This window comes from Streptomyces sp. NBC_00005, from assembly GCF_045160215.1.
Classification (GTDB): domain Bacteria; phylum Actinomycetota; class Actinomycetes; order Streptomycetales; family Streptomycetaceae; genus Streptomyces.
In genome coordinates this window covers 6,813,403-6,838,834 of record NZ_CP108316.1, presented here as the reverse complement: position 1 = coordinate 6,838,834, position 25,432 = coordinate 6,813,403, and the positions used below count along the sequence as shown (strand labels likewise).

Sequence of the window (25,432 nt, the reverse complement as noted above, 5' to 3'; positions counted from 1 at the left end):
GCGCGACGGACCGAAACGTGCGGCACGGGGTGTTGCGGATGAGTCTCAAGACGGCCACGATCATGGCCGGTCGAGACCGGTGGGTGACCCTCCGTTGACCTAGGACACCACGTCCTTGCGGGCGAAACCGCGGAAGGCCAGGGCGAACAGCACAAGCGCGTACGTTATGGAAATCGCCGTGCCCTGGATCATGCCGGCCCACTCGGGATGCGGCTGGACGGCGTCCGCCCAGGCGAACTGCCAGTGCGCGGGCAGGAAGTCGCGCCAGTGGCCGAGGGCCGTCACGGCGTCCAGGACGTTGCCGACGATGGTGAGGCCGACCGCGCCGCCGACCGCGCCCAGAGGGGCGTCGGTCTTGGTGGACAGCCAGAACGCGAGCCCCGCGGTGACCAGTTGGGACACGAAGATGAACGCCACGACCACCAGCAGGCGTTGGGCCGCCGTCCCCGCGTCCAGCGCGCCGCCGGTGGGGATCTGGAGCGGGCCCCAGCCGTAGGCGGCCGTGCCCACGGCGAGCGCCACCACCGGCAGCAGGATCATCGCGGCCAGGCTGAGGCCGAGTCCGACGACCAGCTTGGACCACAGCAGGCGGGCCCGCGGCACGGGTGCGGCCAGCAGATAGCGCAGGGAGGACCAGCCGGCCTCGGACGCCACCGTGTCCCCGCAGAACAGGGCGACGGGGATGACCAGCAGAAAGCCCGCGGAGACGAAGAGGTTGACGGCGGCGAAGTTGGCTCCGGACGCGGTGGCCGTGTCCATCAAGGTCACCGTGTTGTTGCGGCCGCCCGGGCCGCCGCCGATCGCGAACGCGATCAGCAGCACGAACGGCAGGGCGGCGAGGATCCCGCCCATGATCAGCGTCCGGCGCCGCTTCAACTGCCGGACCAGCTCGACCCGGACGGGCAGAGTGCGGCCCGCCCGGTAACCGGAGGCGGCCTGACGGGGCTCGGTGTGCTCGGCCAGCGTGCTCATGCGGAACCTCCGATCAGGGTGAGGAAGGCGTCTTCGAGACGGCGGTGGGGGCCGAGCGAAGCTACCGGGACTTCCAGGCGGACCAGCTCGACGAGGAGCCGGGCGGCGGCTGCGGAGGCGAGGGGTGTGCCGGGGGCTGTTGCGGCCGGGGAAGCCTCGGGGGCTGTTGCGTTTGCCTCGTCGGCGGATGTGGATGCGGTGGGGGTTGCGGTGACCGTGCCGTCCGCTGCGGGACGCGACGCGGCTTGCGCACCGCGCTCGCCCGCCGAGTCGACGGTACCGGCGGACACACCGGCGCCTGTCGCGCGCGTCGCGGTCGCGACGGCACCCGCATCGGGGTCACCGGCGAGAGCTGCGGATGCGTCGGCGTCCCTGGCGTGCGCCGCCCTGGCTTCCGGATCCGACTCGTTGGCGAGAGCTGAGGACAGATCCACCTCACTCGCCCGCACTGCCACAGCCGCCAGATCCACCTCACCGGCGAGAGCCGCCGATCGAGCCGCTTCCCCGGCGTGCGCCGCCACGGCGCTCGCCTCGCCTGCCGACGCCGCAACCGCCCGCTCCCCCGCCTCGCGGCGCGTCGGTGTCAGCCGCACGAGCAGGCCGCCGTCCGTCCGTACAGCCGACTCCACGCCGGGCAGTGTCGCCACCTTCTCGACCAGTGGGTCGGCGATGTCCGCTGCCAGGCCGATCAGCAGGGTGTCGCCGGAGCCGATGATCTCGGCCACCGGGCCCGCCTGGACCAGGCGGCCGCGGTCCATGACGACCAGGTGGGTGCAGGACTGCTCGACCTCCGCCAGGAGGTGGCTGGAGACGATCACCGTGCGGCCGGCCGCCGCGTACCGGATCAGCACCTCGCGCATCTCGCGGATCTGGGGCGGGTCGAGGCCGTTGGTCGGTTCGTCGAGGATGAGGAGGTCCGGGAGGCCGAGCATGGCCTGGGCGATGGCGAGCCGCTGGCGCATGCCCTGCGAGTAGGTGCGCACGGCTCGGGCCAGCGCGTCTCCCAGGCCGGCGATCGCCAGGGCCTCGTCCAGGTGCGCGTCCTCGGCCGGGCGCCCCGTCGCCGCCCAGTACAGCTCCAGGTTCTCGCGGCCCGACAGGTGCGGGAGGAAGCCCGCGCCCTCCACGAACGCGCCGACCCGGGACAGGACCGGGGCACCGGGGCGGATCGCGTGCCCGAAGACGCGGATCTCGCCGGCGTCCGGCTTGATCAGGCCCATCAGCATGCGCAGCGTCGTGGTCTTGCCCGCGCCGTTCGGCCCGAGAAGACCCAGGACCTGGCCCTTCTCCACGCGGAAGGACAGGTCCCGGACCGCGAAACGGTCCGCCGACTTGGCGTACCGCTTGCTCAAGTCCGTGATCTGGAGCGGGACTTCGGCCAGCTCGGGCGCCGGGGGCGGCGCCATGGTCGTGCGGCGGCGGCTCGTCAGGAGGAGAGCCAGTGCGATGACCGCTCCGGCCAGCGGGAGCCACCACACCCAGGACGGCAGCGGGGCGGCCGCGGTGGTCACGCCGGGTGCCGTAGGCACCTTCAGGTCGCCCTTCAGGGAGACGGTGTACGTCGCCGGGGAGACCGGGGAGGCGTAGCCCAGGTCGGTGGAGGCGAGGACCAGGCGCAGGCGGTGGCCCTGCTCGATCTCGTGGTCGATGGCCGGGAGCGTGATCGTCACGTCCTTGCCCGCCTTCGCGCCCTCGACGCGGACGGGGGCCACCAGCTGTGAGGGCAGCACGGGCGTCCCGCGGCCGGGACCGACGTCGTACACCTTCCCGAAGAGCACGGCGTCGTCGCTCGTCGACTTCACGTGGACGGTGACCGTCGGCGCTCCCGTGATCCGCAGGTCGCCGCTCATCGGCGCCGACTCGAACTGCGCGTACTGCCCGGGGAAGTCGAGCGACACCCCGACGCCGAGCGAGGACAGCTGGGCGAGTCCGCCGGAGCCGCCGAGGCCGGGCAGGGCCGAGACGGCGGGCGGGCTGGCGCCGGCCGGGTTGGCGAAGCTCTGTTGCGCGCCCCTCAAGGGCACGGAGCGTCGTCCGCTCTCCAGGCCGGGGTACGTGGCGTCGGTCGCACCCCGCAGCAGGGCCGCGCCGTCCGTGGAGTCGACGCCTCCGGTGCGGGTGATGCGGAAGGCCGGGCCCGTGTCCGTGCCCTTCTCGTCCTTGAGGTAGCGGTCGAACCACGTACGCACGCGTGTCTGGACGCGGCTGGTCTCCATGTCGCCGCCGTCGTGCCCGCCGGCGATCCAGTCGACGTCGACCGGGGCGCCGTTGGCACTGATGGCCTTCGCCGCCGCGTCCGCCTGGCCGAGCGGGAAGAGGGAGTCCGTCTGGCCCTGCACCAGGAGCGTCGGCACCTTGATGCGGTCGGCGACGGCGGACGGGGAGCGGGCCTGCAGCAGCTCACGCGCCTGTGCGTCCGGCTTGCCCGCCTCCGCGACCCGCTCGTACATCCGGCACAGCTCGGCCTGGAACTTGTCGCAGCCGCCGCCGGAGTTGATGAAGATGCCGGCCCACAGCTTCTTGAAGACGTCGTCCGGGAACAGGGCGTCCGCCAGGTTCCAATACGTGATCGCCGGGGCGATGGCGTCCACCCGGTGGTCGTATCCCGCCGCCAGCATCGAGATCGCGCCGCCGTACGAGGCGCCCGCGACGCCCACGCGCGGGTCGCCCTTCTTGTCGAGCTGGACCTGGGGCTGCTTCGCCAGCCAGTCGATCAGCTTGGAGACGTCGGCGACCTCGTCCTTCGGGTCGTTCAGTCCGATCTTGCCGGTGGACCTGCCGAAGCCGCGCGCGGACCAGGTCAGCACCGCGTACCCGTCTCTGGCCAGGCCCTCCGCCTGCTGCCGGACGTCGTCCTTGCTGCCGCCGAAGCCGTGGGCCAGGAGTACGGCGGGGCGTCGGCCGGACGGGCCGGACGTGAAGTACGACGTGTCGATCCGTACGCCGTCCATCGCCATGACCCGGTCGCTTCGGTGCACCGGGGCCTTCTCGTCCGAGGCCACGGCCGTCCACGTCCCCGCGCCTGCGAGCACGACGACGGCGGCCCCGGCGGCGAGCAGCCGTCGGGGCCTCCGCAGCAGCCCTCGCAAGCGGGGCAGTCGAAGATCCATGACTCAACGGTACGGGGCGTCTCCGACAGTTGGGGCAGACCTTGGGGTGAACCGGGGGCCGTCGACGTACCGCGGCTGGTGTACGGCTACTGGCTCGGGTACTTCTGCGGGTTGCCGGGTGCGGGATCGTCGGGGCTTGTCGCGCCCACGCGGCGGAGCCGCACATCCATACAGTTCCGCGCCCCTAAGCACGCTCGTCCTCGGGGAGGGAAACAAGCCACCGTGTGTCCTTGCGCGGGCGCAGGTACACGGCCCAGTACACGGTCGCCGCCGCCGTGATGCCGCCCGTCCACAGGAGGTAGCCGACCTCCTGCCGGCTGAGGATGTACGCCAGGACCGCGATCAGCAGGACCGGCATCGCGGGCCACAGGGGCATGCGCCATGCCGGTGTGTGCTTGTGGGAGCCGCGGCGGGCGAGGAGGGCGGCCACCGCGACGAGGAGGTACATGCCCGTCACCGAGACGCCTGTGACGCCGTACAGGGTGTCGAGGTTCACGAAGCAGAGGAGGGCGCCGGGGACGCCGACGGCGAGTGTGGCGACCCAGGGGGAGCCGAAGCGGCCGAGCTTGGAGAAGACGTTGTTGACCGGCTCGGGCCAGGCCTTGTCGCGGGCCGAGGCGAACAGGACGCGGGAGTTCTGGATGACCATGACGATGCCCGCGTTGATGATCGCGAGGGCCACGCACAGGCTCACGAAGGTGCCGACGGCGGAGTTGGACCAGGCGCTCACCATGCCGCTGATGTCGCCGCCGGTCAGCGCCGAGAGGTCGGACGCGCCCAGGGTGATGGCGACGACCGGCACCAGGATGATCACGGAGGAGATGGCGAGGGTGGCCAGGACCGTGCGGGCGACGTTGCGGCGCGGGTGCTCCAGCTCCTCGGAGAGATAGACGGCGGTCGAGAAGCCCTGGGTGACGAAGAGGGCGATCGCCAGACCTGAGACCACCAGCATCGCGGTCACCGTGTCCGTGTGGCCGTTCGTGCCGGTGACCTGCATGGACACCAGGCTGCCCACGCCCCGCTCGCTGTGCGCGAAGCCCAGGACCGCCACGACGGCCGCGGCGATGACCTCCAGGACCAGGAAGATGCCGGTGATCCAGGCGTTGGCGCGCAGGTCGAGCAGGCCGGCCAGGGTGGCGAGCAGCATGACGCCGGCACCGGCGACCGACGGGTTCAGGTGGACGACCGGCGCCAGGTAGTCCGCGGTGCCCATCGCGATCACCGGCGGCACGATCATGACGACCAGGAGCGAGAGGACGAAGACGAGCCAGCCCGCGAGCCGTCCGGCCAGCGTCGAGACCATCGCGTACTCGCCGCCCGCGCTGGGGATGAGGGTGCCCAGCTCCGAGTAGCAGAACGCCACGGCGATACAGAGCAGGGAACCGATGGCGATCGTCAGGGCGGTGGCGGTGCCGAGCGAGCCGAACAGGTCGGGGACGACCACGAACAGCGTGGAGGCGGGGGTCACGCACGAGAGCGTGAGGAGGGTTCCGCCGACGACCCCGATGGAGCGCTTGAGTTTGGTGGGGCCGGTGTCCGTTGCCTCGGGGACGGCGGTGTCGACAGGGCGGAGCGTGTCGGTCATGCAGCGGTTCCGATCGACTCGTGCGGATGCCTCCGGCGGCTGAAGCGGTGCTGCATGGAACCCCGACGAAAACCGACGCGTCAATAGGCGTTTACCTACGGAATCCGTAGATCAAAATCCCTTCGGATCGCGTATTCGGCAGTCCGGCCCAGACTGCTCCGTCCCCTTGAGCCGTACGGGAACCGCAGGGAGGGCGTCGAAAAAACGTGAGGACGTCCGGCATCCGGACCTGTCAGTGTGTCCCGCTAAAGTCATCGATCACAGAACTCACAACCGAATCACAGCAATGGGTGGGGACTCATGAAGCTGAAGTACACCGCTGCCTGGGTGGGGTTGACGGCGGCGGCGATGGTCGCGACGTCCGCGTGCGGCGCCGACGGCGCGAAGACCGCGGCCAAGGCCGTGAGCAACGCGGACCAGATCATGGCGGCGCTCTCGCGGGCCACCGATCGGACCGAGAAGCTCGGCTCCGCCGAGATCAAGATGTCGACGGACATGGGCACGGGAGCCGCCCCGATCGCGATGAACGGCACCTACTCCTGGGGCGACGGCTTCGCGTTCGACGTCGACATGGACACCAAGGCCGTCCGGATGCAGCAGCTGACGGCCTCTCCGACGGTCCGCATGCTGTTCGTCGGCGGCGCCTACTACTACGACATCGACCCTCAGCCCTCCGGCCCGCTCAAGGGCAAGGAGTGGATGAAGATAGACAGCTCGGCCATCTTCGGCGAGAAGGGCGCCCAGGCGTTCAGCGGCGGCGCGGGCAACAGCAGCCCGACGGCCTCCATGAAGGCGCTCAAGTACGCGAACGACGTCGAGGACCTCGGCAAGCAGACCGTGGACGGGCAGAGCACGACCCACTACCGGGCCGTGGTCGACCAGGCGCAGATGGGCAAGTTCAAGGACGCCTACGGCGACAAGGACAACCTGCTCAACTCGGCGACGGGCGGCGCCAGTTCGATGACCATGGACATCTGGGTCAACGGCAAGGACCTGCCGGTCCGCATGAAGCAGGTGATCGGCAAGGTGAAGGTCACCACGGACTTCGAGAAGTTCGGCGCCACGACTGCCGTGAAGGCTCCGCCGGCCGCCCAGACCGGCGATCTCACCGAGGAGATCAAGAAGGCCACCAAGCAGCAACAGCAGGGCTGAGCCCGCGCATGGCGGTGCCCCGCCCTCCGGAGAATCCCTCGGGAGAGCGGGGCACCGTACGACCTTGGTGGTTGCGGCCTCAGTGGTTGCGCGGGAAGCCCAGGTCGACGCCTGTGGGGCCGTCGGCGGGGTCGGGCCAGCGGGTGGTGACGACCTTGCCGCGGGTGTAGAAGTGCGTGCCGTCGTTGCCGTAGATGTGGTGGTCGCCGAAGAGGGAGTCCTTCCAGCCGCCGAAGCTGTGGTAGCCGACGGGGACCGGGATCGGGACGTTCACGCCGACCATGCCGGCCTCGACCTCCAGCTGGAAGCGGCGGGCCGCGCCGCCGTCCCGGGTGAAGATCGCGGTGCCGTTGCCGAAGGGCGAGGCGTTGATCAGCGCGATGCCCTCGTCGTAGGTGTCGACGCGCAGCACGGTCAGCACCGGGCCGAAGATCTCGTCCTGGTACGCCGCCGCCGACGTGGGCACCTTGTCGAGCAGCGAGATGCCGATCCAGTGGCCGTCCTCGAAGCCCTCCACGGTGAACCCGGTGCCGTCCAGCACCACCTCGGCGCCCTCGGCGGAGGCACCCGTCACGTAGGAGGCCACCTTGTCGCGGTGCGCCTTCGTGATCAGCGGGCCCATCTCGGAGGTGGGGTCGTTGCCCGGACCGATCTTGATCTTCTCGGCGCGCTCGCGGATCTTCTCCACCAGCTCGTCGCCGATGGCGCCGACCGCGACGACCGCGGAGATGGCCATGCAGCGCTCGCCCGCCGAGCCGTAGGCCGCGGAGACGGCGGCGTCGGCGGCCGCGTCCAGGTCGGCGTCCGGCAGGACCAGCATGTGGTTCTTGGCACCGCCCAGCGCCTGCACGCGCTTGTGGTTCGCGGCGGCGGTGGTGTGGATGTAGCGGGCGATCGGGGTCGAGCCGACGAAGGAGACGGCCTTGACGTCCGGGTGCTCCAGGAGGCGGTCGACGGCCACCTTGTCGCCGTGCACGACGTTGAACACGCCGTCCGGCAGACCGGCCTCGGCCAGCAGTTCGGCGATCTTGATGGAGGCCGAGGGGTCCTTCTCCGACGGCTTGAGGACGAAGGTGTTGCCGGTCGCGATGGCGATCGGGAACATCCACATCGGGACCATCGCCGGGAAGTTGAACGGCGTGATGCCCGCCACGACACCCAGCGGCTGGCGGATCGAGGAGACGTCGACCCGCGAGGCCACCTCGGTCGACAGTTCGCCCTTCAGCTGCACGGTGATCCCGCACGCCAGGTCGACGATCTCCAGGCCGCGCGCGACCTCACCGAGCGCGTCCGAGTGCACCTTGCCGTGCTCGGCGGTGATCAGCTCGGCGATCTCGTCCCGGTGCGCGTCCAGCAGCGAGCGGAACTTGAAGAGGATCGTGGTGCGCTTGGCCAGGGACGAGGTGCCCCAGGTGGCCCATGCGTCCTTCGCGGCGGCGACCGCGGCGTCCACCTCGTCGACCGACGCGAAGGCGACCTTCGTGGTGACGGCGCCGGTGGCCGGGTCGGTGACCGGCCCGTACGTACCCGACGCGCCTTCGGCGGTCTTGCCGCCGATCCAGTGGTTGACGATCTTCGTCATGCCCAGTTACTCCTTCACAGATGGCGGCGTCGGGTGGAGACGTGCCGTTCGTACAGCTCACGGGCCTTCACCGCAGACGGTCGGGTCGCGGTCTCGGCCACAGGTACATCCCACCAGGCCTGCGCCGGCGGCGGGCCCGACACAGTGTCGGCCGTTTCGGTCTCGACGTAGACACATGTGGGCGTGTCGGCGGCGCGCGCCTCGGCGAGCGCCTCCCGCAGGTCCGCCACGGTCTTCGCGCGCAGCACGCGCATGCCCAGGCTGGCGGCGTTGGCGGCGAGATCCACGGGCAGCCGCGCCCCCGTGTACGTACCGTCGTCCGACTGGAAGCGGTACGCCGTACCGAACCGTTCGCCGCCCACCGACTCGGACAGGCCGCCGATGGACGCGTACCCGTGGTTCTGCACCAGGAGGATCTTGATCGCGATGCCCTCCTGCACGGCGGTCACGATCTCGGTCGGCATCATCAGGTACGTGCCGTCGCCGACCAGCGCCCACACGGGCCGGTCGGGGGCCGCCATCTTCACGCCGATCGCGGCCGGGATCTCGTAGCCCATGCAGGAGTAGCCGTACTCCAGGTGGTACTGGTCCCTCGAGCGCGCCCGCCACATCTTGTGCAGGTCGCCGGGGAGCGAACCGGCCGCGTTGATGATCACGTCCGTTTCGTCCACCAGGGCGTCGAGCGCGCCCAGGACCTGCGGCTGCGTCGGGCGTACGTCCGGCTCGTCGGCCTCGTAGCAGGCGTCGACGCGCTGCTCCCAGCGCTCCTTGTCCTCGGTGTACTCGGTGACGTAGGAGGCCGCGACCCGGTACGCGTGCATGCCCAGTGCCGCCGTCAGCTCCTGCAGGCCGCTGCGGGCGTCCGCGATCAGGGGCAGACCGGCGAGCTTGTGGCCGTCGAAGGGCGCGATGTTGAGGTTGAGGAAGCGCACGCCCTCGCCGGTGAAGAGGGTGCCGGAGGCGGTGGTGAAGTCGGTGTACCTCGTGCCCACGCCGATCACCAGGTCGGCGGTGCGGGCGAGTTCGTCCGCCGTCGCGGTGCCGGTGTGGCCGATGCCGCCGACGTCCTGCGGGTGGTCGTGGCGCAGGGAGCCCTTGCCGGCCTGGGTGGAGGCGACCGGGATGCCGGTGGTCCCCGCGAACTCGGCGAGGGCCTCCTCGGCGCGGCTGTGGTGGACGCCGCCGCCCGCGACGATCAGCGGCCGTCGCGCGGACCTGATCACCCGTACGGCCTCGGCGAGTTCGGTCGGGTCGGCGCCCGGGCGTCGTACGACCCAGGTGCGCTCGGCGAAGAACTCGTCCGGCCAGTCGTAGGCCTCGGCCTGGACGTCCTGCGGGAGAGCGAGCGTCACGGCGCCGGTCTCGACGGGGTCGGTGAGCACGCGCATGGCGTTCAGGGCCGACGGGATCAGGGCCTCCGGCCGCGTGACGCGGTCGAAGTACCGCGACACCGGGCGCAGGCTGTCGTTGACCGACACATCGCCGGCGTACGGGACTTCGAGCTGCTGGAGGACCGGGTCGGCGGGGCGGCCGGCGAAGACGTCACCGGGGAGGAGCAGGACCGGAAGGTGGTTGATGGTGGCGAGGGCGGCGCCCGTGACGAGGTTGGTGGCGCCCGGGCCGATGGAGGTCGTGACCGCGTGGGTGGACAGGCGGTTGGACTGCCTCGCGTAACCGACTGCCGCGTGCACCATGGCCTGTTCGTTGCGGCCCTGGTGGTACGGCATGACGGGGGGTGTGGGGGGTGTCCCCCCACTGGGCACAGTCGCGTACTCGATGAGCGCCTGGCCGATGCCCGCCACGTTGCCATGGCCGAAGATGCCCCAGGTCGCGCCGATCAGCCGCTGTCGTACGCCGTCCCGCTCCGTGTACTGGACGGACAGGAACCGCACCAGCGCCTGTGCGACCGTCAGCCTCGTCGTCGAGGTGGTCGGAGTCATCGGTAACCCTCCGTGTGATCCGGATGGAAGCAGATCCGCCACTCCCGCGTCTCACCCGGCCCCGCCATCACGTTCAGGTAGTACATGTCATGGCCGGGCTGGGCGATGGACGGGCCGTGCCATCCGTCGGGGACGAGGACGGCATCGCCGGAGCGGACCTCGGCGAGGACGTCGGATCCGCCCTCACGGGAGGGAGATACGCGCTGATAGCCGAAACCGTTCGGGCCGTCGATCTCGAAGTAGTAGATCTCCTCCAACTCGGCTTCCACGCCGGGCCGGTGCTCGTCGTGCTTGTGCGGTGGATACGAGGACCAGTTGCCGCCGGGGGTGATCACCTCGACGGCGATGAGCTGATCGCAGTCGAAGGCGTCCGCGGAGGCGAAGTTGCGGACATGGCGGGTGCAGGTGCCGCTGCCGCGGGTTTCGACGGGGACCTCCGGCGCGGGGCCGTAGCGGGCGGGGAGTCGTCGCTCGCACTTCGCTCCTGCCAGGGCGAAGCGGCCTCCCGCGCCGGAGGCGATCTGGACCCGGGCGTCACGGGGTGCGTACGCGAAGTCGGAGACCGACGCGAACACGCTTTCCCTACCCAGGAGTTGGAACTCTTCGTCCGTTATGTCGTCGGCTATCCGCACCGTACATCCGCCCTGCAGCGGAAGCACGATCCACTCGCTGTCGCCGGTGGTGAAGGTGTGCGTGCCGCCCGGCTCCAGCTCGACGATCCGCAGGCTGCAGAAGGCCCAGCCGGCCCGCTTGGGGTCGATGTCGAACACGTAGTTCGCGTCCGAGGTGGCACCCCGCGCGATGTACAGCCCGTTGCTCGTCATGCGGCCCTCACAACAGTCCTACGGCGGTGTCCACGGCGGCGGCCACGTCGCCGTCCGCCGGGTACAGCAGCGAACGGCCGACCACCAGACCCCGCACGGTGGGGAGTTGGAGGGCGCCGCGCCACTTCTCGTACGCGCCGTCCTGATCGTCGCCGACCTCGCCGCCGAGCAGCACGGCGGGGAGCGTCGAGGTCTCCATGACCTGGGCCATGTCGTCGGGGTTCTCGGTGACCGGGAGCTTGAGCCAGGTGTAGGCCGAGGTGCCGCCCAGGCCCGAGGCGATGGCGATGGACTTGGTGACGGCCTCGGCGGACAGGTCGTTCTTCAGCTTCCCCTCGTCGGTGCGGCGGCTGATGAACGGCTCGACGAAGACCGGGAGCCGGCGCGCGGCCATGTCGTCGACGGCGCGGGCGGTGGACTCCAGGGTGGTGAGGGAGCCCGGGTCGTCGTAGTCGATGCGCAGGAGCAGCTTGCCGGCGTCGAAGCCGAGGCGCTGGATGTCCTCGGGGCGGTGGCCGGTGAACCGGTCGTCGAGCTCGAAGCTCGCGCCCTGGAGGCCGCCGCGGTTCATCGAGCCCATGACGACCTTGCCGTCGAGGGCGCCGAGCAGCAGCAGGTCGTCGAGGATGTCGGCAGTGGCGAGGACGCCGTCGACGCCGGGGCGGGACAGGGCCAGGCAGAGGCGTTCGAGCAGGTCGGCGCGGTTGGCCATGGCGAACTTGCGGTCGCCGACGCCGAGGGCGCCGCGGGCCGGGTGGTCGGCGGCGACAATCATCAGCCGGCCGGAGTCGCTCAGCCGCAGCCTGCGGGTGCGGCGGGCCGCGGCCTCGGCGATCGCCTCGGGGCGGTGGGCGCGGATACGGACGAGTTCGGCGACGTCCACGCTTCGGCTCTTCGCGGGCGCCGGCGTCACGCTCATGCCCAGGCAGCCCGTGCCGCCCGTCTCGTCGTCCGCGCCCCCGCGGACCCGGCCCGCCCTCACAGCACCGCTCCGGCCTCGATGGCTGCCTCGATCTCGTCGGTGGTCGGCATGGCGGAGGAGCACTCCAGGCGGGAGGCGACGATCGCACCGGCCGCGTTGGCGTGCCGCATGATCGTCTCCAGGTCCCAGCCCTCCAGCAGGCCGTGGCAGAGGGAGCCGCCGAAGGCGTCGCCGGCGCCGAGCCCGTTGAGGACGTCGACCGGCAGCGGCGGAACCTCGGCGCTCTCACCCTTGCTGTTGACGGCGAGGACGCCCTTGGGACCCTGTTTGACGACGGCGAGTTCGACGCCGGCGTCCAGCAACGCCTGGGCGGCAGCCTGCGGTTCACGCACTCCGGTCGCCACCTCCACCTCGTCGAGGTTGCCGACCGCGACGGTGGTGTGGCGCAGCGCCTCCCGGTAGAAGGGGCGGGCGGAGTCCGGCCCGCGACGGGAGCCGCTTTTGTCAGAGCCCCAGAACATGGGGCGCCAGTCGAGGTCGAAGACCGTCGTACCGGACTTGGCGCGGTGGGCGAGGGCCGCCAGCGTCGCCGTACGGCTGGGCTCCTCGCTCAGGCCGGTGCCGGTGACCCAGAAGATGCGGGTCTCGCGGATGGCGTCGAGGTCGAGGTCGTGGGCGTCGATCTCCAGGTCGGGGGCCTTGGGCCGCCGGTAGAAGTACAGCGGGAAGTCGTCCGGCGGGAAGACCTCGCAGAAGGTGACCGGGGTGGGCAGGCCCGGGACCGGGGTGACCCAGCGGTCGTCGACTCCGAAGCCCTGCAGGGCCTCGTGGAGGTACGCGCCGAAGGGGTCGTCGCCGGTGCGCGTGATGACCGCCGTGCGGCGTCCGAGGCGGGCCGCGGCGACCGCGACGTTGGTCGCGGAGCCGCCCAGGAACTTGCCGAAGCTCGTCACCTGCGGCAGCGGGACACCGGTCTGCAGCGGATACAGATCCACTCCGATCCGCCCCATGGTGATCAGGTCGTACGCCATCGGCTTCCCTTCGTTACGGCTCTCCCCGGTTTTTAGCCCCGCACACGGAGCCCTGTCAATGTTTTGTCCAGACATTCGGACGAGACCTTGACAGCGCTTACCGTGCGCCCGGAAGCTGACCGTCATGACGTCGTTGTCGCCTCAGTCCTCACTCTCCCGCATCCGCATCGGGTCGGCTCCCGACTCCTGGGGTGTGTGGTTTCCCGACGATCCCCAGCAGGTGCCCTGGCAGCGCTTCCTCGACGAGGTCGCGCAGTCCGGCTACGAGTGGATCGAGCTGGGTCCGTACGGGTACCTGCCGACCGACCCGGCCGTGCTCACCGAGGAGACGGCGCGGCGTGGCCTGAAGGTGTCGGCCGGGACGGTCTTCACGGGCCTGCACCACGGCGAGGCCGTGTGGGAGAAGACCTGGGCGCACGTCGCCGACAACGCGGTGCTCGCGCAGTCGATGGGCGCCCGGCACCTGGTCGTCATCCCGTCCTTCTGGCGGGACGACAAGACCGGTGAGGTGCTGGAGCCGGACACGCTGACGCCCGAGCAGTGGCGCAACCTGACCTCGCTGACCGAGCGACTGGGGCGGGAGGTGCGGGAGCGGTACGGGTTGCAGATCGTCGTCCACCCGCACGCCGACACCCACATCGACAGCGAGGAGAACGTCGTCCGGTTCCTGGACGGCACCGACTCCGACCTGGTGTCGCTGTGCCTGGACACCGGGCACTACGCGTACTGCGGTGGCGACAGCGTCAAGCTGATCGAGACGTACGGGGAGCGGATCGGGTATCTGCACCTCAAGCAGGTGGACCCGGAGATCCTGGCGGACGTGCGGGCGAACCAGGTGCCGTTCGGGCCGGCCGTCGCGCGCGGTGTGATGTGTGAGCCGCCGGCCGGTGTGCCGGCGCTTGCGCCCGTCCTGGAGGCCGCGCAGAAGCTGGATGTCGATCTGTTCGCGATCGTCGAGCAGGACATGTACCCGTGTGAGCCGGACACTCCGCTGCCGATTGCGCAGCGGACGCGGGCGTTTCTTCGATCGTGCGGGGCGTAGCAGCGCCTACCGATGTGCCAGGATCCGTAGCCGCGCGAGTGCCGGTCGTATGTGGCTGGTCGCGCAGTTCCGCGCGCCCCTTCAGGGCGTTGCCGGAGGCCCTCGTCGGAGACGATCCCTTCCTTGCCTTCCCTTGACGTAGGAGCATGGGTGCCCTTCGGCTCGGTGCGGGAGGGCGGATGGCGGCGACTGAGGTGCGCAGCCGGTCGGGGCAGGGGCCCTGGGGGGCGTGGGAGACCGTCCTTGCACGGCCGCACCCCCGGTTGCGGCCCGGGGTGATCAGTTATCGGGGGATCCGGCTTGCGCTGGACCGGCCGCGGCGGCGGCTGGAGACTCCGATCGGGGCGGCGACGCTGTTGCTCGGATTCGAGCAGCCGGTGCGCATCACGCGGGCGGGACGGCCCTCGGCCACGCTCGTCTCCGTGTTCTCGGGGCCGACGACCACACCGGCCGTCGGCGAGCACGGCGGCCGCCTGTCCGGCATCGAGGTGCTGCTCATGCCGTGGGCGGCGTTCACCCTCTTCGGCACACCGCAGTACGAGCTCACCGACCGCACCGTCGACCCCGACGACCTGCCGCACGGCCTCGGCACCCGCCGGGACACCGGCCGGTGGCACAGCGTCGGTGAACTGTCCGCCGCACTGGCCGCGTTGCCGTCCTGGGAGGACCGCTTCGGGCTGCTGGACGACGTGTTCACACGCTGGTCGCAGGCCGGGACGCCGAGTTCCGCGGGGGTCGTGCGGGCGTGGTCGGAACTGGTGCGGACCTGGGGCGCGGTGCCGGTGCGGCGGCTGGCCGACGAGGTGGGCTGGAGCGTACGGCACCTGGAGAACCGGTTCCGGGAGCAGATCGGGCTCGGGCCGAAGGTCGCGGCGCGGGTGCTGCGGTTGCAGCGGGCGCGGCGGCTGCTGGCCCAGGGACACGGACAGGCGGAGACCGCGGCGATCTGCGGCTTCTACGACCAGGCCCATCTGAGCGGGGAGTTCAGGGCGATGACGGGGTGCACCCCGCGGGAGTTCACGATGGCGCGGGTGATTCCGCCGGTGGCGCAGCCCGGGGTACCGGCCGCCGACCGGCTGACCGGCGAGGCGACGAGTCTCTTGCTCACATCCGCGCGAAGTGCGGTTTTTTCCAAGACCCGCAGGGTCCGCTGAATGCACGCTGATCGTCCGGCCGGTGATCCCCGGGGGGAGGTCTCCGACGGCACCGCCACGGGGAACCGGGGGGAGCTGGTGGGCCGGGCCCTGCGCAGCGGGTCCGGCCCACTTCGCCCAACTCACGTGCTGCCGACCGCTGTCAACGCGCCACGCCTTTGAGCCCGCGTACGCCTTTGCAGCACTCGTGTCACAAACGCCCCCTCCGTGTCACGCATGTCGCGTGTACGCGGGTCTTGCGTCACATCCGGCTCACAGGCCCTGCCCTGCCTTCGCTCGCCGTCGTTCACGGGACACAGGCTTTGTGATCGCCAGCGCAGCGCCCGGCTCCCCCGACGGCCGCCTCCGGCCGCCCCCGCGGTGCGCGCACGGAGGTGCTACCCATGACCGACCGAAGGCTCTGGTCGTACAAGGAGATCGCGGCGCACATCAAGGTGCAGCCGGACACCGTGCGTTCCTACCGCAAGCACGGGCTGCTGCCGCCGCCCGACCACGTCGAGGGCGGCAAGCCCTTCTGGTACGCGGACACGGTCCGGGCGTGGGTCGCCTCCAGACCCGGAAACCGCGGCCGCAGAGACGACTGACCTCCCCAACTCCCCCAACTTTCGGCCTCCTGGCCTCCGCCTCCCGAAAAAGAACCTGTGCCCCACCCTGTGCGTGGGGCACAGTCGTCCCATGAGCAACTTCTCCGTCAAACCGGTCCTGACCGGCGAGAAGACCGTGCTGCGGCCCTTCACCGCGGCAGACGCGGACGTGATCTGGGAGATCATCCAGGATCCCGAGGTCGTCCGCTTCACCTTCGAGCCGTCCACGGAGCTGACCTTGCAACGCCTGCGGTCCTTGTACGGCGCCCGGGCCACCTCCCCCGACCGGCTCGACCTCGCCGTCACCGACCCGGTCACCGGCGAACTCCTCGGCGAGGTCGTCCTGAATGCCTGGGACCCCACCGCCCGCAGCTGCAACTTCCGTACGCTCATCGGCCCTCGCGGCCGTGACCGCGGCGTCGGCACGGAGGCCACCCGACTCATCGTCGGGTACGGCTTCGAGCAACTCGGCCTCCACCGCATCGGATTGGACGTCTACGGCGACAACATCCGCGCCCGGCGCGTCTACGAGAAGGTCGGATTCGTGGTCGAGGGTGTGCGGCGGGAGGCCCAGTCGCGCGACGGCGAGTGGGTCGACGAGGTGCTCATGGGCATCCTCGACCGCGAGTGGGCCGCCCTCAGCTCCACGGCTCGATGACCGTCACGCCCGCGCCCGGCGCCGTCCCCATCGCCGCCAGCGCTGCGGGCGCCGCGTCCAGGGTGATGGCCGAGGTCACCAGGAGGTCGGGGCGCAGCACGCCCGCCCGCACCAGCTCCAGCATCGGCGGGTAGGTGTGCGCCGCCATGCCGTGGCTGCCCAGGAGTTCGAGCTCCAGGGCGATCGCGCGGGCCATCGGGACGGGGGTGGTGCCGGTGGACGACGGGAGCAGGCCCACCTGGACATGGCGGCCACGACGGCGCAGGCCGTTCACGGAGGCGGCGCACGTGACGGGCGAGCCCAGGGCGTCGAGGGACAGATGGGCGCCACCGCCGGTCAGCTCGCGGACCGCCGCGGCCGTGTCCGGCACCGTCGACCCGTCCACGCACTCCGCCGCGCCGAACTTCCGTGCCAGGTCGAGGGCTTGAGCTGATACGTCCACCGCGATCACCCGCGCTCCCGAGGCCGCCGCGATCATCACCGCGGACAGGCCCACACCGCCGCAGCCGTGCACCGCGACCCACTCCCCCGCCGCGACCCGGCCCTGCTGGACCACCGCGCGGTACGCCGTGGCAAACCGGCAGCCGAGGGAGGCGGCGGTGGCGTAGGCCATGTCGTCCGGGACCGTCACCAGGTTGACGTCGGCGTGGTCCAGCGTCACGTACTGCGCGAACGAGCCCCAGTGGGTGAACCCGGGCTGGGTCTGCCGCTCGCACACCTGCTGGTCCCCCGCCGCGCACGCCGCGCAGCTTCCGCAGGCGCACACGAAGGGAACGGTGACGCGGTCGCCGGCGCGCCACCCGGTCACCCGGGCGCCCACCGCCTCGACGACACCGGCGAGTTCGTGCCCCGGCACATGCGGCAGCGTGATGTCCGGGTCGTGGCCCTGCCAGCCGTGCCAGTCGCTTCGGCAGAGGCCGGTGGCTTCCACCTTCACGATGACGCCGTGTTCGGTGGGCTCCGGATCCGGCACGTCGCGTACCTCAGCCGGCTCCCCGTACCGCTCGAACACCACTGCCCGCATGTGCACTCCCATCGCCGTCTGTATCCGCGTCCGCGTCCGTATCTGCGTCTGCGCCTGCGTCTGCGTCTGCGTCTGCGGGTACATCGTGGCTGGTCGCGCCGTTCACCGCGCCCCTGTCAGGGCGCTCGTCCTCCCCCTCGCTCAAACCGAACCGCGCGTGGAACCTCCGCAGCGGGCCCGGTGCCCACCACGTCGCCCGCCCCGTCAACCGCATCACCGCCGGAACCAGCAGGCTGCGGACGATCATCGCGTCCATCAGGACCGCCAGGGCGATGCCCAGCCCGAGCATCTTGGTGTTGGTCACCCGGGACGTCCCGATGGCGACCATCACCACCGCCAGGATCACCGCCGCCGCCGTGATCAGCCCGCCCGTGCGCTGCAGGCCGTGCCGGACCGCTTCGTTGTGGTCGCCCGTCCTGTCGTACTCCTCCTTGATGCGGGAGAGCAGGAAGACGCCGTAGTCCATGGAAAGGCCGAAGGCCACGCAGAACATCAGGACCGGCAGGGTCGTCTCGATGGAGCCGGGGCTGGTGAAGCCGAGCAGGCCGGAGAGGTGGCCGTCCTGGAAGACCCAGACCACCGCGCCGAACATGGCGGTCAGACTGAGCGCGTTGAGCACCACCGCCTGGATCGGTATCAGCACGCTTCCGGTCAGGAGGAAGACCAGGAGCAGGGTGACGATCGCGATGAAGGCAGCCGCCCAGGGCAGGCGCTCGCCTATCGCGTGCTTGGAGTCGACCAGAACGGCTGCCGTGCCGGTCACCTTGGTGTCGAAGGGGGCGTCCGTGGTGCGCAGCTCGCCCACCAGGCGCTGGGCCGCGGCGTCGACGGCCTCTCCCTTCGGCAGCACGGTGAAGTACGCCGACTGCCCCTTCACCAGCGGGCCGTCGACCCGCAGCACACCGGGCAGGGCGGCCATGCGCTCCTTGTACGCCGTGTACTGGGCAGGTGTCGCCTTCCCCTCGGCGAGCACCTCGAGACCGCCGCCGGGGCTGCCCGGGAAGCCGTCGCGGAGGTGCTGCTGCACGACGTGCGACTCGGCGCCCGAGGGCAGCTGGCGGTCGTCCGCGGTGCCGAACTTCACGCCCAGGAAGGGCAGTCCGAGGACGATCAGGACGACGGTGGTCGCGACGGCGAAGAGCGGAGCCCGGCGCATGACCAGGGTCGCCGCCCGCGCCCAGGCGGTGCCCTCCTCGCCGGAGGTCCGCGCCGGTCGCCCGCGCCGGAACAGGCGGCGAAGATCCAGGGAGTTGACCCGATGGCCGAGCAGGACCAGGGCCGCCGGGAGCAGGATCAGCGCGGCCCCGGCGGCGAGCAGGACCACCGCTATGCCGGCGTAGGCGAAGGACCGCAGGAAGTACTGCGGGAAGACGAGCATCGCGGCGAGCGAGACCGCGACCGTGAGCGCCGAGAAGAGGACGGTGCGGCCGGCCGTGCGCAGGGTGGTGCCCACGGCTGTCAACGGCTCGGCGCCGGTGGACAGTTCCTCGCGGAAGCGGCGGACGATGAACAGCGCGTAGTCGATGGCCAGTCCGAGGCCGAGGGCGGTGGTGAGGTTCATCGCGAAGACCGACACGTCCGTGAACTCCGTCAGCCCGCGCAGCACCGCGTTCGTGCCCAGGATCGCGACGATGCCGACGCCCAGCGGCAGCAGGGCGGCGATCGCGCTGCCGAAGACCATCACCAGCAGCACGAGCGTCACCGGCAGGGCGATCATCTCGGCACGGGTCAGGTCCTCCTTGATGATCGTCTGCATCTCGTGCCGCACGGCGACGAGGCCGCCGACCTTGACCTTCACCGGCCCGTGCGCACCCCGGTAGGAGGGCGCGATGCGGTCCAGGGTCTCGCCCATCGCCTTCTCGTCGCCCGTGATGTGCGCGGCGATCAGCGCCTCGTGGCCGTCCTTGGCGCGCAGGGCGGGTGCCGCCGAGGGAGCGGCCTGCCAGTAGGAGCCGACGCCTATGACGCCCTTCTCCTTGGCCAGTCGCGCGGTGAGGCGCCGGGCCTCGGCGGCGACCGCGGGATCGTCCACCGAGGAGCGGCCCGAGTCGACCAGGAGCAGCAGGTTGGGCTGGGAGTCCGGGAACTCGCGCTCCAGCGCCTTGGTCGCGTACGTCGACTGGGCGTCCGGGTCCTCCCAGCCGCCGCTGCCGAGACGGTCGGCGACCCCGCTGCCGGCCAGCACGGCGAGCGCGGTGATCACCAGGGCGACGAGCAGCGACAACCGCGGACGGGCGGTCACGAAGCGGGTCCAGCCCCCAGGGCGAGGTGGCTTGTTGACTTCGGTCATCGTGCGGTGTCCCCTTCACCGTGGAAACCGTAAACTGGAAAACACGAGAGATCGCTCGCGTTTCTCCAGAATGCGAGCGACCACTCGCGTTTGTCAATGGCGTTCGGAGATCTGGGGATAACGCGTGCCCGACAACTCTCAGAAGGAACAGCCGCGCCGCCGCCAGGCCCGCGGCGAGCGCCGTATCGCCCAGCTCCTCGAGGCCGCCGCCAACGTTTTCTGCACGACCGGGTACACGGCCGCCAGCACCAACGCCATCGCCCGCGAGGCCGGCGTATCACCGGGCACGCTCTACCAGTTCTTCCCGAACAAGGAAGCGATCGCGATCGAGCTGGGCGACCGGCTGATGCACGAGATGCGGGAGGCGTACGGCGAGGCACTCGCGCCGGTCGACCCGGCGACCCCGCTGGAGGAGGCGGTCGGCTCCGCCGTCGACCGGTTCATCGCCTTCAGCTGCGACCACCCCGTGTTCTTCGCGCTGATGCACGGCCCCGACATCCCCGGCCGGATCGCCGAGGAGCACGACGCCCTGCACGCGACCCTGGTCTCCCGCATCGAAGGTCTGCTGCTCTCGCTGCTGCCGGACGCACCCCCGGCCGACCTCACCCGTACCGCACACGTCTGCCTCGGGGTGTACAAGGCGGGCCTGGAGCTGCTCCTCGCCCACGAGGGCGCCGAGCGCGAGGCGTACACGGACGAGATCAAGAACGTACTGGTCCGCTATCTCGAACCCCTGGTCGGCGACCGGCTCGGCAAGGCGGATTCCGCGGCGACCCGAACCGTCTGACCAACCACTCCACCGCCACCGCGTCGTCCGTCGCGTCCTCTTGGATAGGTACCCCCTAGGGGTATAGTGTTGAGCGTGGAGGGCCCCCGTGGGCCCCCTCAGCCCCACATGCCTCGACGAGGAGAACGACATGACCGCCCAGACCGACACCCCGGGTACCGTCACCGCCGTCTACAAGGTGAGCGGGATGAGCTGCGGACACTGCGAGGGTTCCGTCTCCGGTGAGATCTCCGAGCTCCCCGGCGTCAGCTCGGTGCAGGCCGTCGCCGCGTCCGGTGAGGTCACCGTGGTCTCCGCGGCCCCGCTCGACGAGGCCGCGGTGCGCGCGGCGGTCGACGAGGCGGGTTTCGAACTCGTCGGCCAGGCCTGACCGGAGCGCGGGTACCCGAGATGACCAGCATCACCACCGAGTCACCGGCACCGATACGCACGGCAGCGGACGCCTCCGAGGTCGAGCTGCTCATCGGCGGGATGACCTGCGCCTCCTGCGCGGCCCGCGTCGAGAAGAAGCTCAACCGCATGGACGGCGTCACCGCCACGGTGAACTTCGCGACGGAGAAGGCGAAGGTCACCTACCCCGCGGGCGTCCAGGTCGCCGACCTGGTCGCCACCGTGGTCAAGACGGGGTACACCGCCGAGGAGCCGCCCCCGCCACTGCCGGAGCCCGCCGAGCACGAGACCGCCGAGGACCCCGAACTGGCGTCCTACCGGCGGCGTTTCACCGTCTCCGCCCTGCTCGCACTCCCCGTCGTGCTGCTGTCGATGATCCCGGCCCTGCAGTTCGACAACTGGCAGTGGCTGGCGCTCACCCTCGCCGCACCCGTGGTCGTCTGGGGCGGGCTGCCCTTCCACCGGGCGGCCTGGACGAACGCCCGGCACGGCGCGGCCACCATGGACACGTTGGTCTCGGTCGGCACCCTGGCCGCGTTCGGCTGGTCGCTGTGGGCGCTGTTCCTCGGCGACGCGGGCATGCCGGGCATGCGCGACGAGTTCCGGTTCACCGTCTCCCGCATGGACGGCGCCTCCACGATCTATCTGGAGGTCGCCGCCGGCGTCGTCGCCTTCATCCTGCTCGGCCGCTATCTGGAGGCCCGGTCCAAGCGGCGTGCGGGAGCGGCGCTCAGGGCGCTGATGGAGCTCGGCGCCAAGGACGTGTCCGTACTGCGCGATGGCCGTGAGACCCGTATCCCCGTGTCCCGACTGGCCGTTGGGGACCACTTCGTCGTACGGCCCGGGGAGAAGATCGCGACCGACGGCACCGTCGTCGAGGGCGCGTCCGCCGTGGACGCCTCGATGCTGACCGGCGAGTCGGTGCCGGTGGACGTGGGCGTGGGCGACGCCGTCACCGGGGCCACGGTCAACGCCGGCGGCCGGCTCGTCGTCGAGGCCACGCGCGTGGGCGCCGACACGCAGCTCGCGCGGATGGCGAAGCTGGTGGAGGACGCGCAGAACGGCAAGGCCGAGGTGCAGCGGCTCGCCGACCGGATCTCGGCGGTCTTCGTGCCGGTCGTCATCCTGATCGCGGTCGGTACGTTCGGGGTGTGGCTCGGCGTCACGGGCGACACCGTCGCCGCGTTCACCGCCGCCGTCGCGGTCCTGATCATCGCCTGCCCGTGCGCGCTGGGCCTGGCCACGCCGACCGCGCTGATGGTCGGCACGGGGCGCGGGGCCCAACTCGGCATCCTCATCAAGGGTCCCGAGGTCCTGGAGTCCACGCGCCGCGTCGACACCGTGGTGCTCGACAAGACCGGAACGGTCACCACCGGTCGCATGACCCTCCACGAGGTGTACGTCGCCGCCGAAGCCGACGAGACGGAGGTGCTGCGGCTCGCGGGCGCCGTCGAGCACGCCTCCGAGCATCCCGTCGCCCGGGCTGTCGCCGCGGGCGCCGAGGAGCGGGTCGGGCGGCTCCCGGCGGTCGAGGGGTTCGAGAACGTACCCGGGCGGGGCGCACGTGGCCGCGTGGAGGGCCGTGACGTGGCCGTGGGGCGGCTGTTCGCCGACCTGCCCGAGGAGCTGGCCCACGCCAAGGACCAGGCCGAGAGGGACGGACGTACGGCCGTCGTGGTCGGCTGGGACGGAGTGGCACGCGGTGTCGTCGCCGTCGCCGACGCGATCAAGGAGACCAGCGCGGAGGCGGTGCGCGAGCTGCGCGCACTGGGGCTCACGCCGGTACTGCTGACCGGGGACAACCGGGTGGTGGCCGAGGCGGTGGCGCACGCCGTCGGCATCGAGCAGGTGATCGCGGAGGTCCTGCCCGAGGACAAGGTCGAGGCTGTGCGGCGGCTGCAGGGCGAGGGGCGGACGGTCGCCATGGTCGGCGACGGGGTCAACGACGCGGCGGCGCTGGCCACCGCCGATCTGGGGCTCGCGATGGGCACGGGGACGGACGCGGCGATCGAGGCCGGCGATCTGACGCTGGTGCGCGGGGATCTGCGGGTGGCCGCGGACGCGATCCGGCTGTCCCGGAAGACGCTGTCGACCATCAAGGGCAACCTCGTGTGGGCCTTCGGATACAACGTCGCCGCGCTGCCACTGGCCGCCGCCGGGCTGCTGAATCCGATGATCGCCGGGGCCGCGATGGCCTTCTCGTCGGTGTTCGTGGTGACGAACAGCCTTCGGCTCAGGACGTTCCGCTGAACTGCAGCGAGGTTACCGGCGGTTAGTCGAAGTCGAGGTGAGAGCACCTCTGGAGTCCGGCGCCCGCCTCACATAAGCTCTTCACAAGGCTCGCGCATCTTCCTTACGCTTGGGCCCCGATCGGCATATCGGGGCTCTTGCGTATCTAACGGACATATGCAAGAGACGCAGATCACAGTGATGTGAACGTAACCATCGAAGGGGTTCGAAGGTCTAAGTTGACGATGTCAGGCAGCGTCTTGGGGGGCGTTTCCTGGCGTCTGAGGATGTCTTGGGGGACTTCCTCAGAGTTGCGTTGCCGGGGCACGTACACCGGGGAGCTTTGAGCGGCCCTCCCGAGCGTGCGTTGTCCCGGCAGACCGCACACCCATGAGTACGACGAGTTTCGCTCATTCTGCTCAACACTCGTCACACTCAACAGCGATTCAGGCGCTGTCCTCGCAGACGCCCGGCCGGATCCCGTGGGGGGAATCCGCACCGGGACATGGGAAGGCGCCCTGGACGTCGGCCCGTGGGGGGACCGCCGCCAGGGCGCCTTCTTCTTTCACGTCTTCACTTTTACGTCTGTGCCAGTACGCCCATGACGACTGGCCCCATCGGTGGGGGCACCGGCAAAGCGGCACCCCCCAACCGGCAGGTGTCAGCGCTCCTCGACCGGAACGAAGTCGCGCTCGACGACGCCCGTGTAGATCTGGCGCGGGCGGCCGATGCGGGAGCCCGGCTCCTTGATCATCTCGTGCCACTGGGCGATCCAGCCCGGGAGGCGGCCGAGGGCGAACAGGACCGTGAACATCTCGGTCGGGAAGCCCATGGCGCGGTAGATCAGGCCGGTGTAGAAGTCGACGTTCGGGTAGAGGTTGCGCGAGACGAAGTAGTCGTCGGAGAGCGCGTGCTCCTCCAGCTTGAGCGCGATGTCCAGCAGCTCGTCGGACTTGCCGAGGGCCGAGAGGACGTCGTGCGCGGCGGCCTTGATGATCTTCGCGCGCGGGTCGAAGGACTTGTACACCCGGTGGCCGAAGCCCATCAGGCGGACGCCGTCCTCCTTGTTCTTCACCTTGCGGATGAAGGAGTCGACGTCGCCGCCGTTGGCCTGGATGCCCTCGAGCATCTCCAGCACGGACTGGTTGGCACCGCCGTGCAGCGGGCCCCACAGGGCGTTGATGCCGGCCGAGATCGACGCGAACATGTTCGCCTGCGACGAGCCGACCAGGCGGACCGTGGACGTCGAACAGTTCTGCTCGTGGTCCGCGTGCAGGATCAGCAGCTTGTCGAGCGCGGAGACGACGACCGGGTCGAGGTCGTACTCCTGGGCGGGGACCGAGAAGGTCATGCGCAGGAAGTTCTCGACGTAACCGAGGTCGTTGCGCGGGTAGACGAACGGGTGGCCGATCGACTTCTTGTACGCGTACGCCGCGATCGTCGGGAGCTTGGCGAGCAGGCGGATCGTCGAGAGGTTGCGCTGCTTCTCGTCGAAGGGGTTGTGGCTGTCCTGGTAGAACGTGGACAGCGCCGAGACGACCGACGACAGCATGGCCATCGGGTGGGCGTCGCGCGGGAAGCCCTTGTAGAAGTTCTTGACGTCCTCGTGCAGCAGGGTGTGCTGCGTGATCTCGTTCTTGAACGAGGAGAGCTCGTCGACGGTCGGGAGCTCACCGTTGATCAGCAGGTAGGCGACCTCCAGGAAGGTCGAGCGCTCCGCCAGCTGCTCGATCGGATAGCCGCGGTACCGGAGGATGCCCGCCTCGCCGTCGAGGTAAGTGACGGCGGATTTATAGGCGGCAGTGTTCCCGTAACCGCTGTCCAGTGTCACCAGACCGGTCTGGGCGCGGAGCTTCCCGATGTCGAAGCCCTTGTCACCGACGGTGCTGTTGATCACCGGGTAGGTGTACTCGCCGTCGCCGTACCGCAGTACTACAGAGTTGTCGCTCACGTCTTCCCTCACCGACGTAGTGCCTCATCTTCGAGGTTGCCCTGACTGTCTCTACCATCCCCCAATTGGCTCAGGAGAGTGCACTCGGGGCCGACCATCGGGTCTATCGGCGGCACTGAGTGCCGCCAACTTGCTCATCCTGCCCCCTTGATTCCCCATCCGGAAGTGCTCTGTGACCTTCGCGACTCATTTGATCGATCATTTT

General features: G+C 70.4%; 19 protein-coding genes. 8 read left to right on the top strand and 11 right to left on the bottom strand.

What is annotated here, in order from left to right; all coding sequences use genetic code 11:
• Positions 1-99: 99 nt before the first annotated feature.
• The 3 genes from OG303_RS31435 to OG303_RS31425 form a co-directional block, all read right to left on the bottom strand.
• A complete protein-coding gene (locus OG303_RS31435; RefSeq protein ID WP_405872596.1) occupies positions 100-972 on the bottom strand; it encodes an ABC transporter permease in 873 nt (290 codons plus the stop codon).
• Complete coding sequence (locus OG303_RS31430; protein ID WP_405872595.1) at positions 969-4,082, bottom strand: alpha/beta fold hydrolase; 3,114 nt, start codon at positions 4,080-4,082, stop codon at positions 969-971. The genes OG303_RS31435 and OG303_RS31430 overlap by 4 nt, the downstream gene beginning before the upstream one ends.
• A gap of 184 nt (positions 4,083-4,266) precedes the next feature.
• Positions 4,267-5,667 (bottom strand): APC family permease, encoded by a 1,401-nt coding sequence (locus tag OG303_RS31425; RefSeq protein ID WP_405872594.1) that lies wholly within the window; start codon positions 5,665-5,667, stop codon positions 4,267-4,269.
• Between the two features lie 300 nt (positions 5,668-5,967).
• Between OG303_RS31425 and OG303_RS31420 the strand changes: the two genes are divergently transcribed.
• On the top strand, positions 5,968-6,819 hold the full coding sequence (locus OG303_RS31420) for a hypothetical protein (protein ID WP_405872592.1): 852 nt from the start codon (positions 5,968-5,970) through the stop codon (positions 6,817-6,819).
• A gap of 79 nt (positions 6,820-6,898) precedes the next feature.
• On the opposite strand, the gene mmsA is transcribed toward OG303_RS31420, so the two are convergent.
• The 5 genes from mmsA to iolC are packed head-to-tail and all read right to left on the bottom strand — an operon-like array spanning position 6,899 to position 13,118.
• Positions 6,899-8,401, bottom strand: coding sequence for a CoA-acylating methylmalonate-semialdehyde dehydrogenase (mmsA, locus tag OG303_RS31415; RefSeq protein ID WP_405872591.1), 1,503 nt, complete (start codon positions 8,399-8,401; stop codon positions 6,899-6,901).
• A gap of 14 nt (positions 8,402-8,415) precedes the next feature.
• Entirely contained in the window at positions 8,416-10,341 is a 1,926-nt protein-coding gene (gene iolD, locus OG303_RS31410) for a 3D-(3,5/4)-trihydroxycyclohexane-1,2-dione acylhydrolase (decyclizing) (protein ID WP_405872590.1), read from the bottom strand.
• Positions 10,338-11,165: a 5-deoxy-glucuronate isomerase gene (iolB, locus tag OG303_RS31405; RefSeq protein WP_405872588.1), complete on the bottom strand. Its 828-nt coding sequence runs from the start codon at positions 11,163-11,165 to the stop codon at positions 10,338-10,340. The genes iolD and iolB overlap by 4 nt, the downstream gene beginning before the upstream one ends.
• Positions 11,166-11,172: 7 nt before the next feature.
• Entirely contained in the window at positions 11,173-12,084 is a 912-nt protein-coding gene (locus OG303_RS31400) for a deoxyribose-phosphate aldolase (protein ID WP_405877580.1), read from the bottom strand.
• A 59-nt stretch (positions 12,085-12,143) separates the two neighbouring features.
• The gene (gene iolC, locus OG303_RS31395; protein ID WP_405872586.1) at positions 12,144-13,118 is read right to left on the bottom strand and encodes a 5-dehydro-2-deoxygluconokinase; all 975 of its coding nucleotides are present in this window, start codon (positions 13,116-13,118) and stop codon (positions 12,144-12,146) included.
• A gap of 124 nt (positions 13,119-13,242) precedes the next feature.
• On the opposite strand from iolC, the gene OG303_RS31390 reads away from it, so the two are divergent.
• The 4 genes from OG303_RS31390 (at position 13,243) to OG303_RS31375 (ending at position 16,556) form a co-directional block, all read left to right on the top strand.
• On the top strand, positions 13,243-14,160 hold the full coding sequence (locus tag OG303_RS31390; protein WP_405872585.1) for a sugar phosphate isomerase/epimerase family protein: 918 nt from the start codon (positions 13,243-13,245) through the stop codon (positions 14,158-14,160).
• A gap of 179 nt (positions 14,161-14,339) precedes the next feature.
• Positions 14,340-15,314: a helix-turn-helix domain-containing protein gene (locus tag OG303_RS31385; protein ID WP_405872584.1), complete on the top strand. Its 975-nt coding sequence runs from the start codon at positions 14,340-14,342 to the stop codon at positions 15,312-15,314.
• 383 nt (positions 15,315-15,697) lie between these two features.
• A complete protein-coding gene (locus tag OG303_RS31380) occupies positions 15,698-15,898 on the top strand; it encodes a MerR family transcriptional regulator (protein WP_356766841.1) in 201 nt (66 codons plus the stop codon).
• Between the two features lie 91 nt (positions 15,899-15,989).
• Complete coding sequence (locus OG303_RS31375) at positions 15,990-16,556, top strand: GNAT family N-acetyltransferase (protein ID WP_405872581.1); 567 nt, start codon at positions 15,990-15,992, stop codon at positions 16,554-16,556.
• Here OG303_RS31375 and OG303_RS31370 read toward each other — a convergent pair.
• On the bottom strand, positions 16,537-17,580 hold the full coding sequence (locus OG303_RS31370) for a zinc-dependent alcohol dehydrogenase family protein (RefSeq protein WP_405872580.1): 1,044 nt from the start codon (positions 17,578-17,580) through the stop codon (positions 16,537-16,539). The two genes, OG303_RS31375 and OG303_RS31370, sit on opposite strands and share 20 nt — an antisense overlap.
• Positions 17,540-19,870: an MMPL family transporter gene (locus OG303_RS31365; protein ID WP_405872579.1), complete on the bottom strand. Its 2,331-nt coding sequence runs from the start codon at positions 19,868-19,870 to the stop codon at positions 17,540-17,542. The genes OG303_RS31370 and OG303_RS31365 overlap by 41 nt, the downstream gene beginning before the upstream one ends.
• A 124-nt stretch (positions 19,871-19,994) precedes the next feature.
• Here OG303_RS31365 and OG303_RS31360 point away from each other — a divergent pair, with 124 nt between their 5' ends.
• The 3 genes from OG303_RS31360 (at position 19,995) to OG303_RS31350 (ending at position 23,297) form a co-directional block, all read left to right on the top strand.
• Entirely contained in the window at positions 19,995-20,657 is a 663-nt protein-coding gene (locus tag OG303_RS31360; protein ID WP_405872577.1) for a TetR/AcrR family transcriptional regulator, read from the top strand.
• Between the two features lie 130 nt (positions 20,658-20,787).
• Positions 20,788-21,027 (top strand): heavy-metal-associated domain-containing protein, encoded by a 240-nt coding sequence (locus OG303_RS31355; protein ID WP_405872576.1) that lies wholly within the window; start codon positions 20,788-20,790, stop codon positions 21,025-21,027.
• 20 nt (positions 21,028-21,047) lie between these two features.
• The gene (locus tag OG303_RS31350) at positions 21,048-23,297 is read left to right on the top strand and encodes a heavy metal translocating P-type ATPase (RefSeq protein WP_405872575.1); all 2,250 of its coding nucleotides are present in this window, start codon (positions 21,048-21,050) and stop codon (positions 23,295-23,297) included.
• Between the two features lie 640 nt (positions 23,298-23,937).
• On the opposite strand, the gene OG303_RS31345 is transcribed toward OG303_RS31350, so the two are convergent.
• The gene (locus OG303_RS31345; RefSeq protein WP_405872573.1) at positions 23,938-25,227 is read right to left on the bottom strand and encodes a citrate synthase; all 1,290 of its coding nucleotides are present in this window, start codon (positions 25,225-25,227) and stop codon (positions 23,938-23,940) included.
• Positions 25,228-25,432 lie beyond the last annotated feature (205 nt).

Coding starts and splice junctions, on each gene's coding strand:
- OG303_RS31435 (WP_405872596.1), bottom strand. CDS start 972: ATGAGCACGCTGGCCGAGCACACCGAGCCCCGTCAGGCCGCCTCCGGT.
- OG303_RS31430 (WP_405872595.1), bottom strand. CDS start 4,082: ATGGATCTTCGACTGCCCCGCTTGCGAGGGCTGCTGCGGAGGCCCCGA.
- OG303_RS31425 (WP_405872594.1), bottom strand. CDS start 5,667: ATGACCGACACGCTCCGCCCTGTCGACACCGCCGTCCCCGAGGCAACG.
- OG303_RS31420 (WP_405872592.1), top strand. CDS start 5,968: ATGAAGCTGAAGTACACCGCTGCCTGGGTGGGGTTGACGGCGGCGGCG.
- mmsA (WP_405872591.1), bottom strand. CDS start 8,401: ATGACGAAGATCGTCAACCACTGGATCGGCGGCAAGACCGCCGAAGGC.
- iolD (WP_405872590.1), bottom strand. CDS start 10,341: ATGACTCCGACCACCTCGACGACGAGGCTGACGGTCGCACAGGCGCTG.
- iolB (WP_405872588.1), bottom strand. CDS start 11,165: ATGACGAGCAACGGGCTGTACATCGCGCGGGGTGCCACCTCGGACGCG.
- OG303_RS31400 (WP_405877580.1), bottom strand. CDS start 12,084: ATGAGCGTGACGCCGGCGCCCGCGAAGAGCCGAAGCGTGGACGTCGCC.
- iolC (WP_405872586.1), bottom strand. CDS start 13,118: ATGGCGTACGACCTGATCACCATGGGGCGGATCGGAGTGGATCTGTAT.
- OG303_RS31390 (WP_405872585.1), top strand. CDS start 13,243: ATGACGTCGTTGTCGCCTCAGTCCTCACTCTCCCGCATCCGCATCGGG.
- OG303_RS31385 (WP_405872584.1), top strand. CDS start 14,340: ATGGCGGCGACTGAGGTGCGCAGCCGGTCGGGGCAGGGGCCCTGGGGG.
- OG303_RS31380 (WP_356766841.1), top strand. CDS start 15,698: ATGACCGACCGAAGGCTCTGGTCGTACAAGGAGATCGCGGCGCACATC.
- OG303_RS31375 (WP_405872581.1), top strand. CDS start 15,990: ATGAGCAACTTCTCCGTCAAACCGGTCCTGACCGGCGAGAAGACCGTG.
- OG303_RS31370 (WP_405872580.1), bottom strand. CDS start 17,580: ATGCGGGCAGTGGTGTTCGAGCGGTACGGGGAGCCGGCTGAGGTACGC.
- OG303_RS31365 (WP_405872579.1), bottom strand. CDS start 19,870: ATGACCGAAGTCAACAAGCCACCTCGCCCTGGGGGCTGGACCCGCTTC.
- OG303_RS31355 (WP_405872576.1), top strand. CDS start 20,788: ATGACCGCCCAGACCGACACCCCGGGTACCGTCACCGCCGTCTACAAG.
- OG303_RS31350 (WP_405872575.1), top strand. CDS start 21,048: ATGACCAGCATCACCACCGAGTCACCGGCACCGATACGCACGGCAGCG.